This window comes from Modestobacter sp. VKM Ac-2986 (assembly GCF_026967795.1).
GTDB lineage: Bacteria > Actinomycetota > Actinomycetes > Mycobacteriales > Geodermatophilaceae > Modestobacter.
The window spans coordinates 117,645-131,228 of the sequence record NZ_JAPVBH010000002.1 but is presented as its reverse complement, the minus strand read 5'-3'; the positions used below and the strand labels follow the sequence as shown (position 1 = coordinate 131,228).

The 13,584-nt window shown below is 74.0% G+C and carries 14 protein-coding genes; 13 read left to right on the top strand and 1 reads right to left on the bottom strand.

Annotated elements, in window-relative coordinates:
- The first annotated feature begins 80 nt into the window (after positions 1–80).
- The gene (locus tag O2W14_RS04870) at positions 81–416 is read left to right on the top strand and encodes a hypothetical protein (RefSeq protein ID WP_269174954.1); all 336 of its coding nucleotides are present in this window, start codon (positions 81–83) and stop codon (positions 414–416) included.
- 171 nt (positions 417–587) lie between these two features.
- Here O2W14_RS04870 and bldD read toward each other — a convergent pair whose 3' ends face one another.
- Positions 588–1,133: a transcriptional regulator BldD gene (gene bldD / locus O2W14_RS04865; RefSeq protein ID WP_269174953.1), complete on the bottom strand. Its 546-nt coding sequence runs from the start codon at positions 1,131–1,133 to the stop codon at positions 588–590.
- A gap of 249 nt (positions 1,134–1,382) precedes the next feature.
- On the opposite strand from bldD, the gene pyrR reads away from it, so the two are divergent.
- From pyrR to rpoZ, 12 genes are all read left to right on the top strand, one after another.
- Positions 1,383–1,952, top strand: a complete 570-nt coding sequence (gene pyrR / locus O2W14_RS04860; RefSeq protein WP_269174952.1) for a bifunctional pyr operon transcriptional regulator/uracil phosphoribosyltransferase PyrR — start codon at positions 1,383–1,385, stop codon at positions 1,950–1,952.
- Complete coding sequence (locus O2W14_RS04855; protein WP_269174951.1) at positions 1,949–2,869, top strand: aspartate carbamoyltransferase catalytic subunit; 921 nt, start codon at positions 1,949–1,951, stop codon at positions 2,867–2,869. Before pyrR ends, O2W14_RS04855 begins: the two co-directional genes overlap by 4 nt.
- Positions 2,866–4,143, top strand: coding sequence for a dihydroorotase (locus O2W14_RS04850; protein ID WP_269174950.1), 1,278 nt, complete (start codon positions 2,866–2,868; stop codon positions 4,141–4,143). The genes O2W14_RS04855 and O2W14_RS04850 overlap by 4 nt, the downstream gene beginning before the upstream one ends.
- A complete protein-coding gene (gene carA, locus O2W14_RS04845; protein WP_269174949.1) occupies positions 4,140–5,300 on the top strand; it encodes a glutamine-hydrolyzing carbamoyl-phosphate synthase small subunit in 1,161 nt (386 codons plus the stop codon). Before O2W14_RS04850 ends, carA begins: the two co-directional genes overlap by 4 nt.
- Positions 5,300–8,611 (top strand): carbamoyl-phosphate synthase large subunit, encoded by a 3,312-nt coding sequence (carB, locus tag O2W14_RS04840; protein ID WP_269174948.1) that lies wholly within the window; start codon positions 5,300–5,302, stop codon positions 8,609–8,611. Before carA ends, carB begins: the two co-directional genes overlap by 1 nt.
- Positions 8,608–9,993, top strand: coding sequence for a dihydroorotate oxidase (locus tag O2W14_RS04835; RefSeq protein WP_269174947.1), 1,386 nt, complete (start codon positions 8,608–8,610; stop codon positions 9,991–9,993). The genes carB and O2W14_RS04835 overlap by 4 nt, the downstream gene beginning before the upstream one ends.
- Positions 9,990–10,865, top strand: coding sequence for an orotidine-5'-phosphate decarboxylase (gene pyrF, locus O2W14_RS04830; RefSeq protein ID WP_269174946.1), 876 nt, complete (start codon positions 9,990–9,992; stop codon positions 10,863–10,865). The genes O2W14_RS04835 and pyrF overlap by 4 nt, the downstream gene beginning before the upstream one ends.
- Entirely contained in the window at positions 10,862–11,440 is a 579-nt protein-coding gene (locus O2W14_RS04825) for a hypothetical protein (protein WP_269174945.1), read from the top strand. The genes pyrF and O2W14_RS04825 overlap by 4 nt, the downstream gene beginning before the upstream one ends.
- The gene (locus O2W14_RS04820; protein WP_269174944.1) at positions 11,437–11,940 is read left to right on the top strand and encodes a hypothetical protein; all 504 of its coding nucleotides are present in this window, start codon (positions 11,437–11,439) and stop codon (positions 11,938–11,940) included. Before O2W14_RS04825 ends, O2W14_RS04820 begins: the two co-directional genes overlap by 4 nt.
- 216 nt (positions 11,941–12,156) lie before the next feature.
- Positions 12,157–12,513, top strand: coding sequence for an integration host factor, actinobacterial type (gene mihF, locus O2W14_RS04815; RefSeq protein ID WP_163612849.1), 357 nt, complete (start codon positions 12,157–12,159; stop codon positions 12,511–12,513).
- Between the two features lie 46 nt (positions 12,514–12,559).
- Positions 12,560–13,138 (top strand): guanylate kinase, encoded by a 579-nt coding sequence (gene gmk, locus O2W14_RS04810; protein ID WP_269174943.1) that lies wholly within the window; start codon positions 12,560–12,562, stop codon positions 13,136–13,138.
- Positions 13,139–13,221: 83 nt separating this feature from the next.
- On the top strand, positions 13,222–13,485 hold the full coding sequence (gene rpoZ / locus O2W14_RS04805; protein ID WP_014741310.1) for a DNA-directed RNA polymerase subunit omega: 264 nt from the start codon (positions 13,222–13,224) through the stop codon (positions 13,483–13,485).
- Positions 13,486–13,584 lie beyond the last annotated feature (99 nt).

Genomic DNA, 13,584 nt, shown 5'->3' with positions numbered 1-13,584 from the left:
GACGCCGCTGCCATGATCGGCGGATGGCCAAGCGGCGAGCCCGGTCGCGAGTCCCCGACCCACCGTTCCGTGAGCCGTACGTGGGTCCACCCACGGTGATCGACGTCCAGGTCGACGTCGGGTACTCCTCGATCCTGGTCAACCGGTCGCCCGGCGTCGCCGGCGTGTGGGAGATGACGCCCGAGGAGCTCGGCCTCTCGGAGGAGCTGTCGCAACGGCTCACCGGGTGGCTGGACGGCTGGCACGTCCTCTCCAACCGGTGGATCAACGACCTCCCCGAGACGGAGGGGAGCCGCCGCGCCGAGGAGGAGTCGGGTCGCGAGCTGGTGACGCTCGCCTTCGACGTGCAGCACGCGCTCGCGCCGGATGTGGAGGTGACGCTGTTCGGTCTGCCGCCGGGAGACCATCGGCGCTGAGGCCACCCTCTGCCCGCCGGTCGGTACGCCGGTGAGTTCTGCGATCTCGTGGCCTCGGGGGCCAGGTGGCCACGAGATCGCAGATCTGACGCGTCGACCATCCAGCGGCGGCCTGCAACGCGCGAGAGGCCCCACCCGCGGTGCGGGTGGGGCCTCTCGGGGTCGCTGGGGTCAGCGCGGGGTGCGGCGGCGGTCGCCGTAGCTGGCCGCCTCGTCCTCGTCGGCGTCGGCGTAGATGCTGCCGTCGGCGCCGGGGGACAGCACGCCCCACTCGATGAGCCGGGTGGTCAGCTCGTCGGGGCTCATGTCGTAGATGATCGCCAGCGACTTGAGGTCCTCGGCGCGGATCGACAGCACCTTGCCGTTGTAGTCGTGACGCTGCGCCTGGATGGTGGAGGCGTACCGGGCCAGCGGGCCGGCCTCGTCGGCGGGCAGCGAGCCCAGCGACTCCAGGTTCAGCACGATCTTGGTGCTCTTGGTCACCGCCGAGCTGGGGCGCGGGTCGGGCAGCAGCTCGGAGACCGGGACGCCGTAGAACACGGCGAGCTCGGACAGTCGCTGCACGGTGACCGCGCGGTCGCCGCGCTCGTAGGAGCCGACCACGACGGCCTTCCATCGGCCGTGGGACTTGTCCTCCACGCCCTGCAACGACAGCCCCTGCTGGTTGCGGATGGCTCGCAGGCGGGCGCCCAGCGCCCTGGAGTAGTCGGTGCTCATGACCCTCTGCTCACTGACTGTCGTCGGTTCGGAAGCGTTCTGGTCACGGAGAGTACGTGGATTCCGGGAGCGGCGACAGTCAGGCGACCCGAACGGGGGATCCCGCTACACAGAGCGCCCGCATCCGGCGGATTGGGAGCCTCCGGGCGGGGTGCAGTACGGTCGTTGCCGGTCCCACCCGCCGTCGGCCCAGGCCGGGGGCGGGATCTCCTTTAACGACCCGTCCCGTGAGGCGGGGAAGGAGGCTTGATGACCATGTCATCAGAGCTGCCCGCACCACCCGTCCCGCCGCTGCTGAGCGCCGAGGACGTCGCCCGCGTCGTCGACCGCGTGGCCCACCAGCTCATCGAGAAGGCCGCGAGCCACCTGGCCGACCTGGTCCTGGTCGGCATCCCGACCCGCGGCGCCCCGCTGGCCCGCCGGCTCGCCGCCCGGATCGAGGCCTTCTCCGGCACCCCCGTCGACGTCGGCACCGTCGACATCACCCTCTACCGCGACGACCTGCGGCTGCGCGGCGTCCGCGCGCTGGAGGACACCCGCCTCCCGGATTCCGGCATCGACGGCCGGCTCGTCGTCCTCGTCGACGACGTGCTGTTCTCCGGCCGCTCGGTCCGCGCGGCGCTGGACGCGCTGCGGGACCTCGGCCGGCCCCGCGCGGTGCAGCTCGCCGTCCTGGTCGACCGCGGCCACCGCGAGCTGCCCATCCGGGCCGACTACGTCGGCAAGAACGTGCCCACCTCGCGCACCCAGAAGGTCGAGGTCCACCTGGCCGAGATCGACGGGCTGGACGAGGTCCTGCTCACCGGGGGCGAGGCGTGAGGAAGCACCTGCTGGAGGTCGCCGACCTCGACCGCGCCGACGCCACCCTGGTGCTGGACACCACCGCCCAGATCGAGCAGGCACTGGCCGGCCGCGAGGTCAAGAAGCTCCCGACGCTGCGCGGCCGCACGGTGGTCAACCTGTTCTTCGAGGACTCCACCCGCACCCGGATCAGCTTCGAGCTGGCCGCCAAGCGCCTGTCCGCCGACGTCATCAACTTCTCCGCCAAGGGCAGCAGCGTCTCCAAGGGCGAGAGCCTCAAGGACACCGCGCTGACCCTGGAGGCGATGGGCGCCGACGGCATCGTCGTCCGGCACTCGGCGTCGGGTGCCCCGCACCGGCTCGCCCAGTGGGTGCAGGGCAGCGTGGTCAACGCCGGCGACGGCACCCACGAACACCCCACCCAGGCGCTGCTCGACGCCTACACGATCCGCCAGCGGCTGGGCCGCCTCGACGGCGTGCGGGTGGCTGTCGTCGGCGACGTGCTGCACTCCCGGGTCGCCCGCTCCAACGTCGGCCTGCTCACCACGCTGGGCGCCGAGGTCACCCTGGTCGCCCCGCCGACCCTGCTCCCGGTCGGCGTCGAGACCTGGCCGGTGACGGTCAGCTACGACCTGGACGCCGTCCTGCCCAAGGCCGACGTGGTGATGATGCTGCGCGTGCAGGCCGAGCGGATGAACGCCTCGTTCTTCCCCAGCGCGCGGGAGTACAGCCGCCGCTACGGCCTGGACGGACGCCGGATGGCCGTGCTGCCCGACGACGCGATCGTCATGCACCCGGGCCCGATGAACCGCGGGATGGAGATCGCCGCCGAGGTGGCCGACTCGCCCCGCTCCACGATCGTCGCGCAGGTCGGCAACGGCGTCAGCGTGCGCATGGCCGTCCTGTACCTGCTGCTGGGAGGCGCACCCGAGTGACGCTCATCAAGAACGTGAAGCCCTACGGCGAGGAGGCCGTCGACATCCGCATCACCGACGGCCGGATCACCGAGATGGCCCCCGGGCTGGACGGCGATGACGTCCTGGACGGCGCTGGCCTCATCGCGCTGCCGGGCCTGGTCGACCTGCACACCCACCTGCGCGAGCCGGGCCGGGAGGACGCCGAGACGGTGGAGACCGGCTCCCGCGCCGCTGCCCTCGGCGGGTTCACCGCGGTCCACGCGATGGCCAACACCGACCCGGTCGCCGACACCGCCGGCGTGGTCGAGCAGGTGTGGCGGCTGGGCCAGGAGGCCGGGCTGGTCGACGTCGTCCCGGTGGGCGCGGTGACCGTGGGCCTGGGCGGCACGCAGCTGGCCGAGCTCGGCGCGATGGCGGACTCCGCCGCCCGGGTGCGGGTGTTCTCCGACGACGGGCACTGCGTCGCCGACCCCGCGCTGATGCGCCGCGCGCTGGAGTACGTCAAGGCCCTGGACGGCGTCGTCGCCCAGCACGCCGAGGAGCCGCGGCTCACCGTCGGCGCGCAGATGAACGAGGGTGAGCGCTCCGCCCGGCTCGGCCTCACCGGCTGGCCGGCCGCGGCCGAGGAGGCGGTCATCGCCCGCGACGTCCTGCTGGCCCAGCACGTGGGGGCCCGGCTGCACGTCTGCCACGTCTCCACCGCCGGCTCGGTCGACATCCTGCGCTGGGCGAAGGCCCGTGGTGTGCAGGTGACCGCCGAGGTCACCCCGCACCACCTGCTGCTGACCGACGAGCTCGCCGAGACCTACGACCCGGTCTACAAGGTCAACCCGCCGCTGCGCACCGACGCTGACGTCCAAGCGCTGCGGGCCGGGCTGGCCGACGGCACGATCGACGCCGTCGCCACCGACCACGCCCCGCACGCGGTGGAGGACAAGGAGAGCGAGTGGGCCGCCGCCCGCCCGGGGATGCTCGGGCTGGAGCAGGCGCTGTCGATCGTGGTGCAGACCATGGTCGAGCCCGGGCTCCTGAACTGGCGCGGGGTGGCCGACCGGATGTCGGTCCGCCCCGCCGCGATCGGCCGGCTCGAGACCCACGGCCGCCCGCTCGCCGTCGGCGAGCCGGCCAACCTGCTGCTGCTGGACCCCGCGCACTCCGCGGTCGTCGACCCGGCCGCGCTGGCCAGCCGCAGCCGCAACAGCCCCTATGCCGGCCGGGAGCTCCCCGGCCGGGTGGTCGCCACGTTCCTCCGGGGCGTGCCGACCGTGCTCGACGGAAAGGCACAGAAGTGACTGAGGCACTGCTCGTCCTGGAGGACGGGCGCACGTTCCGCGGCGAGTCCTACGGCGCGACCGGCACCACGGTCGGCGAGGCGGTGTTCTCCACCGGGATGACCGGTTACCAGGAGACGCTCACCGACCCCAGCTACGCCGGCCAGATCATCACGATGACGGCGCCGCACGTGGGCAACACCGGTGTCAACGGCGAGGACGACGAGAGCCGCCGCATGTGGGTGGCCGGCTTCGTCGTCCGCGACCCCGCGCGACGCCCGGCGAACTGGCGCGCCACCGGCAGCCTGGACGACGAGCTCGTGGCCCAGGGCGTGGTCGGCATCAGCGGCATCGACACCCGCGCGCTGACCCGGCACCTGCGCGACCGCGGCGCCATGCGCGCGGGCATCAGCACAGAGCTGGACCAGGCGGAGCTGCTGGCCCGGGTGACGGCGAGCGACTCGATGACCGGCGCGGACCTGGCCCCCGGCGTCAGCGCGAGCGAGCCCTACGTCGTCCCGGCGGTGGGGGAGAAGCGGTTCACCATCGCCGCCCTCGACCTCGGCATCAAGACCGCCACCCCGCGCTACCTGGCCGAGCTCGGCGTGGAGACCCACGTCCTGCCGGCCACCGCGACGGCCGAGCAGCTGCTCGAGGCCGGCATCGACGGCGTCTTCGTCTCCAACGGCCCCGGCGACCCGGCGGCCGCCGACTACGCGGTCGCGGCGGTGCGCGGGGTCCTGGAGGCCCGGCGTCCGCTGTTCGGCATCTGCTTCGGCAACCAGATCCTCGGCCGCGCGCTGGGCCTGGGCACCTACAAGCTGCGCTTCGGCCACCGCGGGCTCAACCAGCCGGTGCTCGACCGGGTCAGCGGCACCGTGCGGGTCACCAGCCACAACCACGGCTTCGCCGTCGACGCCCCGCTCGACCGGCCCACCGACACCCCGTTCGGGCCGGTCGAGGTCAGCCACGTGGGCCTCAACGACCAGGTGGTCGAGGGCCTGCGGCTGCTGGAGACCCCGGCGTTCAGCGTGCAGTTCCACCCCGAGGCGGCGGCCGGTCCGCACGACGCCAACCCGCTGTTCGGTCGCTTCGTCGACCTGATGGAAGCCAACAAGGAGGGCAGCGCGGTGACGCCTGCACCCGTCGTCGAGTCGAGCACGGGGGAGAAGGCCTGATGCCCAAGCGCGCCGACCTGCAGCACGTCCTGGTCATCGGCTCCGGCCCGATCGTCATCGGCCAGGCCAGCGAGTTCGACTACTCCGGCACCCAGGCCTGCCGGGTGCTCAAGGCCGAGGGGCTGCGGGTCAGCCTGGTCAACAGCAACCCGGCGACGATCATGACCGACCCCGAGGTCGCCGACGCCACCTACATCGAGCCGCTGACCCCGGAGTTCGTCGAGCGGGTCATCGCCAAGGAGCGCCCGGACGCGGTCCTCGCGACCCTCGGTGGGCAGACCGCGCTGAACATCGCCATCGGCCTGTTCGAGAACGGCGTGCTGGACAAGTACGGCGTCCAGCTCATCGGCGCCGACGTCGAGGCGATCAACCGCGGTGAGGACCGGCAGCGGTTCAAGGACATCGTGCGCTCGATCGGCGCCGACGCCCCGCGCTCCACCGTGTGCGGCACGGTCGAGGAGGCGCTGGCCACCGCCGAGGAGGTCGGCTACCCGGTCGTCATCCGGCCCAGCTTCACCATGGGCGGGCTGGGCTCGGGCATCGCCACCGACGAGCCGATGCTGCGCCGGATGGCCGGCCACGGCCTCGCCGACTCCCCGGTCCACACCGTCCTGATCGAGGAGTCGGTGCTGGGCTGGAAGGAGTACGAGCTCGAGCTGATGCGTGACCGCAGCGACAACGTGGTGGTCATCTGCTCGATCGAGAACATCGACGCGATGGGCGTGCACACCGGTGACTCGGTGACCGTCGCCCCGGCAATGACCCTCACCGACCGCGAGTACCAGCAGATGCGCGACGTCGGCATCGCCGTGCTGCGCGAGGTCGGCGTGGAGACCGGCGGCTGCAACATCCAGTTCGCCGTGCACCCCGAGACCGGCCGCCTCGTCGTCATCGAGATGAACCCGCGGGTCTCCCGGTCGAGCGCGCTGGCGTCGAAGGCCACCGGCTTCCCGATCGCGAAGATCGCGGCCAAGCTGGCCATCGGCTACACCCTCGACGAGATCACCAACGACATCACCGGGGTCACCCCCGCGTCGTTCGAGCCGTCGCTGGACTACGTCGTGGTGAAGATCCCGCGGTTCGCCTTCGAGAAGTTCCCGGGTGCTGACCCGCGGCTGACCACCACCATGAAGAGCGTCGGTGAGGTCATGGCCATGGGCCGCAACTTCACCGAGGCCCTCGGCAAGGCGATGCGCTCCACCGAGACGACGGCCGCCGGGTTCTGGACCGACGCGGCCGAGCCCGCCGACGCCGCTGCGCTGGTCGACAAGCTGCGCACCCCGGTCGACGGCCGGCTCTACACCGCGCAGCGGGCGCTGGCCGCCGGGGCGACGGTCGCCGAGGTGTCGGCGGCCAGCGGTTACGACGAGTGGTTCGTCGACCAGATCGCCATGGTCAACGAGATCGGCGAGCAGGTCCGTGCGGCTCCCTCGCTGACCCCGGAGCTGCTGCGGCTGGCCAAGCGGCACGGCCTGTCCGACCGGCAGGTCGCCGCGCTGCGGCCCGAGCTGGCCGGTGAGGACGGCGTCCGGGTGCTGCGCTGGCGCCTCGGGATCCGGCCGGTCTACAAGACCGTCGACACCTGCGCCGCGGAGTTCGCCGCCCGCACGCCGTACCACTACTCCTCCTACGACGAGGAGAACGAGGTCGAGCCGCGCACCAAGGCGGCGGTGCTGATCCTGGGCTCCGGGCCCAACCGGATCGGGCAGGGCGTGGAGTTCGACTACTCCTGCGTGCACGCCGTCATGGCCCTGCAGGACGCCGGCTACGAGGCGGTGATGGTCAACTGCAACCCCGAGACCGTCTCCACCGACTACGACACCGCCGACCGGCTGTACTTCGAGCCGTTGACGTTCGAGGACGTGCTGGAGGTCGTCGAGGCCGAGCGCGCCGCCGGCCCGGTCGCCGGGGTCATCTGCACCCTCGGTGGGCAGACGCCGCTGGCGCTGGCGCAGCGGCTCAAGGACGCCGGCGTGCCGGTGCTGGGCACCTCGCCGGAGGCCATCGACGCCGCCGAGGACCGCGGCGAGTTCTCCCGGGTGCTGTCCGACACCGGGCTGCTCGCGCCCAAGCACGGCATGGCCACCACGTTCGCCCAGGCGCAGGACATCGCCGCCACCATCGGCTACCCGGTGCTGGTGCGCCCCTCCTACGTGCTCGGCGGGCGCGGCATGGAGATCGTCTACGACGACGCCACGCTCGAGTCCTACATCCGCAAGGCCACCGACGTCAGCACCGACCACCCGGTGCTGGTCGACCGGTTCCTCGAGGACGCCATCGAGATCGACGTCGACGCGCTCTACGACGGCACCGACCTGTACCTGGGCGGGGTCATGGAGCACATCGAGGAGGCCGGCATCCACTCCGGCGACTCGGCGTGCGCGCTGCCCCCGATCACCCTGGGCGGGGCCGACCTGCGCGGCATCCGGGCCGCCACCGAGGCGCTCGCCGCCCGGATCGGCGTCCGCGGGCTGATGAACGTGCAGTACGCGCTCAAGGACGACGTCCTGTACGTGCTGGAGGCCAACCCCCGCGCCAGCCGCACGGTGCCGTTCGTGTCCAAGGCGACCGCCGTCCAGCTGGCCAAGGCCGCGGCCCGGATCGCGGTGGGGGAGACCATCGCCTCGCTGCGCACCGCAGGCGTGCTCCCGGCGACCGGCGACGGCACCGACCTGCCCGTCGACGGGCCGATCTCGGTGAAGGAGGCCGTGCTGCCCTTCCACCGGTTCCGCACCGTCGAGGGCCAGGGCGTCGACACGATCCTGGGGCCGGAGATGAAGTCCACCGGCGAGGTGATGGGCATCGACGCCGAGTTCGGCACCGCCTTCGCCAAGTCCCAGGCCGCCGCCTACGGCGACCTGCCCACCTCCGGCACGGTGTTCGTGTCGCTGGCCAACCGGGACAAGCGGGCGGCGATCTTCCCGGTCAAGCGGCTGGCCGACCTGGGCTTCCGGGTGCTGGCCACCGAGGGCACCGCGCAGGTGCTGCGCCGCAACGGCGTGGCCTGCGAGGTCGTCGGCAAGTTCTCCGACGGCCCGGGCAACTGCGTGGAGCGGATCCAGTCCGGCGAGGTCGACCTGGTCGTCAACACCCCGTTCGGGACGCCGGGCAACGGCGGCCCGCGGCTGGACGGCTACGAGATCCGCGCGGCCGCGGTGGGCATGGGCATCCCGTGCATCACCACCGTGCAGGGCATGGCCGCCACCGTGCAGGGCGTGGAGGCGCTGCGCCGGGGTGACCTCGGCGTGCGCAGCCTGCAGGAGCTCCACCAGGTGCTGGCCGACGCGCAGGCCGCCAAGGCGCGCGGATGACCGATCCCTCCGCCTCGGGGGCGGGAGTGGCCACTCCCGTCCCCGAGAGGACGGCGGTGGTGGCGGAGCTGCAGCGGGAGCTGCGGGCCGCCGGGCTGACCGGCTCGGTGCTCCGCGGTCTGGCCGCTGCCGCCGTCGCCCGGCTGGACGGCGCGGTCGAGCCGGCTCCGCCGTCCTGGGCGGACGAGGTGACCACCCGGCTGGACTCCGGCGCGCTGGACGACGGCGACCTGCCCGCGCTGGTGCGGCTGCTGGCCACCACGGGCCAGCACCGGCTGCTGGCCCGCACCGGCGTGCGCTTCCCGGCCTACGCGCTCACCGACGACGTGGCCGCCGCGCGCGTCGGCCCGCCCGGCCCCCGGCTGCCGGTCCGCCCGCGGGCCACCGGCAGCTGGGAGGTGCTGGGCCGGCGGGTCGGCTTCCCGATCGGGGTGCCGGCCTGCCCGATGACCGGCACCGCGGCGTGGGTGCAGTACCTGGCCGGGAACGGCTTCAACGTGCTCACCTACAAGACCGTCCGCAGCCGCGCGCACGCCGCCAACGCCTTCCCCAACTGGGCGTTCGTGCCCGGGGTGCGGGAGCCGTTCGGGCCCGGTGCGCCGCCGGTGGTGCGCGCCGACCCCTCGGACTGGGTGACGCCCGGCGACCCGGCGGTGACCAGCACCAACTCCTTCGGCGTGCCCTCACCGGACCCCGGGGTGTGGACCGAGGACGTCGCCGCCGCCGTCCGCTGCCTGGCCGAGGACCAGTTGCTGCTGGTCAGCGTCATGGGGGAGGACGACGGCGAGGGGCCGGCGCAGCTGCAGGCGGTCGCCGACGACTTCGCCCGCACCGCGGTGCTGGCCGAGGCCGCCGGCGCCCCGGTCGTGGAGCTGAACCTGTCCTGCCCGAACACCCTGGGCTCCGGCGGCGGCGTGCGGCCGCCGATCTGCCGGGACGCCGAGCTGACCACCGCCATCGTCGAGACCACCCGGCGGGCGCTGTCGTCCAGTACCGGCCTGGTCGCCAAGCTGTCCTGGCTCGACGGCCCGGCGCTGGCCGGCCTGCTGCCGCGGATCGCGCCGCACCTGGACGGGGTGGCGGCGATCAACACCGTGCAGTGCGCGGTGCAGCGCGCCGACGGGACGCCCACCTTCCCCGGCCGCCCGCTCGCCGGGGTGTCCGGCCGGGCGGTGCGCGACCTGGCGCTGGAGTTCACCGCCCGGCTGCTGGAGCTGCGTGCGGCCGGCGGCCACCGCTTCGACGTCCTGGCGATGGGCGGGGTGACCGACCCGGCGAGTGCCGCGGCGCTGCTGGAGCTGGGCGCGGCCGGCGTGCAGAGCGCCACCGGCGCCTGGGCCGACCCCTACCTCGCCCGGGCCTGCGTCGAGGAGCTGGCATGACCGACCCCTTCGGCACGCGCCTGGCCGCCGCCGTGGCCGCCCGGGGCCCGCTGTGCGTCGGCATCGACCCGCACCGGGAGCTGCTGCTGGAGTGGGGCCTGAGCGACGACGTCGACGGCCTGCGCCGGTTCACCGACCTCGTGGTCGAGGCCCTGGCCGGGCACGTCGCCGTGCTCAAGCCGCAGCTGGCCTTCTACGAGCGGCACGGGTCGCGCGGCCTGGCCGTGCTCGAGGACGCCGTCGCGTGGGCCCGGACGGCCGGTGCGCTCGTGCTGCTGGACGCCAAGCGCGGCGACATCGGCTCGACGATGGCCGGCTACGCCGACTACCTGCGCCCGGACCACCCGCTCGCGGCCGACGCGCTCACCGTCAGTCCCTACCTCGGCCCCGACTCCCTGGAGCCGGCCCGCCGGACAGCCGAGTCGCACGGTGGCGGGCTGTTCGTGCTCGCCCGCACGTCCAACGCCGATGCGGCGACCTTCCAGTCCGCGATGGTGGGGGAGCGCAGCGTGGCCCAGACCGTGGTCGACACCGTCGGCCGGTGGAACGCCCCGGGCTGGCTCGTGGGCGACCCGGCGCCGGACCCGGCCGCGTTCGCCGACCAGCAGGGCCGGTGGGGGGCGTTCACCGGCTCGCACGGCGTCGTCGTCGGCGCCACGCTGCCCGAACTGGACGTCGACCTGTCCGGCCTCCGCGGCCCGGTGCTCGCCCCCGGGCTCGGTGCCCAGGGCGGGTCGGCGGCCGACCTGCGCCGGTTGTTCGGCGACCGGGCCGTCGTCCCGTCGGTCTCCCGGGACGTGCTGCGGGCCGGACCGGACGTCGCCGCCCTGCGCACGGCCGCCGACCGCTGGACGGCCGAGCTCGCCGCATGAGCCGCGCCGCGCGGTGGCTGGTACCGGGCCTCGGTGCGGTGCTGTGCCTGACCGGCGTGGCGGTCTTCTGGAGGACGAACGTCTCCTCCTCCGCGGTCGACGCCGCCGGCTGGTTCGCCTACGCCCCGCTCGGGGTGGACCTGCCGCCGATCGACGGTGCGTACCGGAGTGAGCTGTCGATCGCCTTCGACGACGCCCCCTGGTCGTTGCTCTGGACCCCCGGGCACCTGGTGGGCGTCGCGCTGACGGTCCTCGGGCTGCTGGTGCTCAGCGGCTGGGCCGGTCGGTGGCTGGGCCGCCGGCACGGTGTCCGGCGCGCCCTGCCGTCCCTCGGGGTCCTGGCGGGGCTGCTCGTGGTCGCCGGCGTCGTCCTCGTGGTGACCCGGGCCGCGGTGCCCGTGGTCAGCTACGGCGGCAGCTACGAGCCGCTGGCGTGCGCCGAGCTGCTGGGCTGCCGCACCGGGCTGAGGCAGGTGCAGCTGGGGGCCGCGCAGCTGGCCGGGCTCGGCACCGCCGTGCTCGGGGCGGTGCTGGCGGCCGCGGTGGGGGCCGCGACGGGAGGGTCGCGGCGGTGACCGGCGCCCCTGCCCGTCCGGGTGCGCCCCGACCGGGGCGGGTGGTGGCCGTCGCAGCCGTGGTGGCGGGGGCGCTGCTGGCCGCGGCGGGCCTGGTGCTGGCCACGCGCCCACCCGCGGTCGCCCCGGAGCTGGTGTTCCTGTCCCCGGAGCAGTACGACCAGCTCGTCACCGCGGGCTGGCTCGCCGACGCCGGCCGGCTCCTCGTCGCCGTGGGCGCCCTGCTGGTCGCGGGGACCGCCCCGTGGCTCCTGGGCCCCGGCCGCGCGGCACGGGGCCGGTGGGCGGCCGGTGCGGCCCTCGGCGCGGGCGCGGGCCTCGCCGTCCTCGGTGCCGCCCTGCTCGGGGCGGCCCGCGCGGCCGGCGGCGCCGTCGAGGGCGCCGCCCCGGTCCCGCTGGCCGGAGCCGGGCAGTGGGCCGGCCTGGCCCTCGTGCTGGCCGGGGGCGCCCTGCTGGGCACCGGTGTCCGGCAGGTGGCCGGGCGGCGACCGGTGCGCTGACCAGGGGTGACGGGACGGTCACCGGACCGATCGGTCCGCCGCGCGTCCGGTGAAGCACACGGTCCTGCCCGGATGCGCACGGGGTCCAGCGTGACCAGCCGGTTCAGGGTGACTAGGTTGGCGCCCAGGCTCATCAGCAGGGCCGCCTGCAGGCTGACCCAGACCTCGAACACCCCGCCGGTCGCAGGGCCGGCACGAACACGATTGGGTTGCTCCGTGCCCCTTCCCGAGTTGTCCCCCGAACAGCGCGCCGCTGCCCTGGAGAAGGCCGCCGCGGCCCGCAAGGCCCGCGCCGAGCTCCGCGAGAAGCTCAAGGCCAAGGGCACCACGGTCGGTGACGTCCTCAAGCAGGGCGAGACCGACGAGGTCATCGGCAAGATGCGCGTCTCCGCCGTCCTGGAGTCCCTCCCGGGCGTCGGCAAGGCCCGCGCCGCCAAGATCATGGAGCGGCTGGAGATCTCCCCGACCCGCCGCGTGCGTGGCCTGGGTGCCAACCAGCGCAAGGCGCTGGAGGCCGAGTTCGCCGGCGAGCAGGTCCAGCCCGACCAGATCCCGGCCGAGGGCGCACTCTGAGCGGACCCCGCGGTGGCCTCCGGCCGCCCCGGACCCAGGACGACGAGTGGCTGACCTGAACCGTGCGCGGCTGACCGTGCTCTCCGGCCCCTCCGGGGTCGGCAAGGGCACGGTCGTCGCAGAGGTCCGGCGCCGGCACCCCGAGGTCTGGGTGTCGGTGTCGGTCACCACCCGTGCCCCGCGTCCTGGTGAGGTCGACGGTGAGCACTACTGGTTCGTCGACGGGGACTTCTTCGACAACCTGGTCGCCACCGACGGGCTGCTGGAGTGGGCGGAGTACGCCGGCAACCGCTACGGCACGCCCCGCGCCCCCGTCGAGGAGCAGCTGCGTGCCGGGTCGCCGGCGCTGCTGGAGATCGAGCTGCAGGGCGCCCGGCAGGTGCGTGAGCGCGCGCCGGAGGCCCAGCTGGTCTTCCTGGCCCCGCCGTCGTGGGCGGCGCTGGTCAGCCGGCTGGCCGGCCGGGGCACCGAGCACCCCGAGGTGCAGGAGCGCCGGCTGGCCCTCGCGCAGGCCGAGCTGGACGCCTCAGGCGAGTTCGACGTGGTGGTCGTCAACGACGACGTGGCCAGAGCGGCGGACGAGTTGGTAGGCTTGCTGACTGCGCCTCCGCCCGCTGGTCCCTGACCGCAGCGGGGACGCACCCGAGGCGACCGTGCGGAGCACATCCGCCGCCCGCCCGCACACCGAGTTGAGGAGCACGCCCGCCCGTGTCCGGAGTCGCACCCGCCCCTGAGGGCATCACCAACCCGCCGATCGACGAGCTGCTCGAGCGCACCAGCAGCAAGTACGGCCTGGTCATCTACGCCGCCAAGCGCGCGCGTCAGATCAACGCCTACTACAGCCAGCTCTCCGAGGGCCTGCTGGAGTACGTCGGCCCGCTGGTCGACACCGCTCCCCAGGAGAAGCCGCTGTCGATCGCGCTGCGCGAGATCAACGAGGGCCTGCTCACCCACACCGCCGGCGAGAACTGACGAAGGACCCCCTCGCCCCCCACCGCTCGCACGCTCGCGGCGGGCCCCTGCGAGGGGGCCGAACGTCACTCGCACAGATGAAGTCCCCGGCACCTGGTG

Coding starts and splice junctions, on each gene's coding strand:
- bldD (WP_269174953.1), bottom strand. CDS start 1,133: ATGAGCACCGACTACTCCAGGGCGCTGGGCGCCCGCCTGCGAGCCATC.
- pyrR (WP_269174952.1), top strand. CDS start 1,383: ATGACCATGTCATCAGAGCTGCCCGCACCACCCGTCCCGCCGCTGCTG.
- carB (WP_269174948.1), top strand. CDS start 5,300: ATGCCCAAGCGCGCCGACCTGCAGCACGTCCTGGTCATCGGCTCCGGC.
- O2W14_RS04835 (WP_269174947.1), top strand. CDS start 8,608: ATGACCGATCCCTCCGCCTCGGGGGCGGGAGTGGCCACTCCCGTCCCC.
- pyrF (WP_269174946.1), top strand. CDS start 9,990: ATGACCGACCCCTTCGGCACGCGCCTGGCCGCCGCCGTGGCCGCCCGG.
- O2W14_RS04825 (WP_269174945.1), top strand. CDS start 10,862: ATGAGCCGCGCCGCGCGGTGGCTGGTACCGGGCCTCGGTGCGGTGCTG.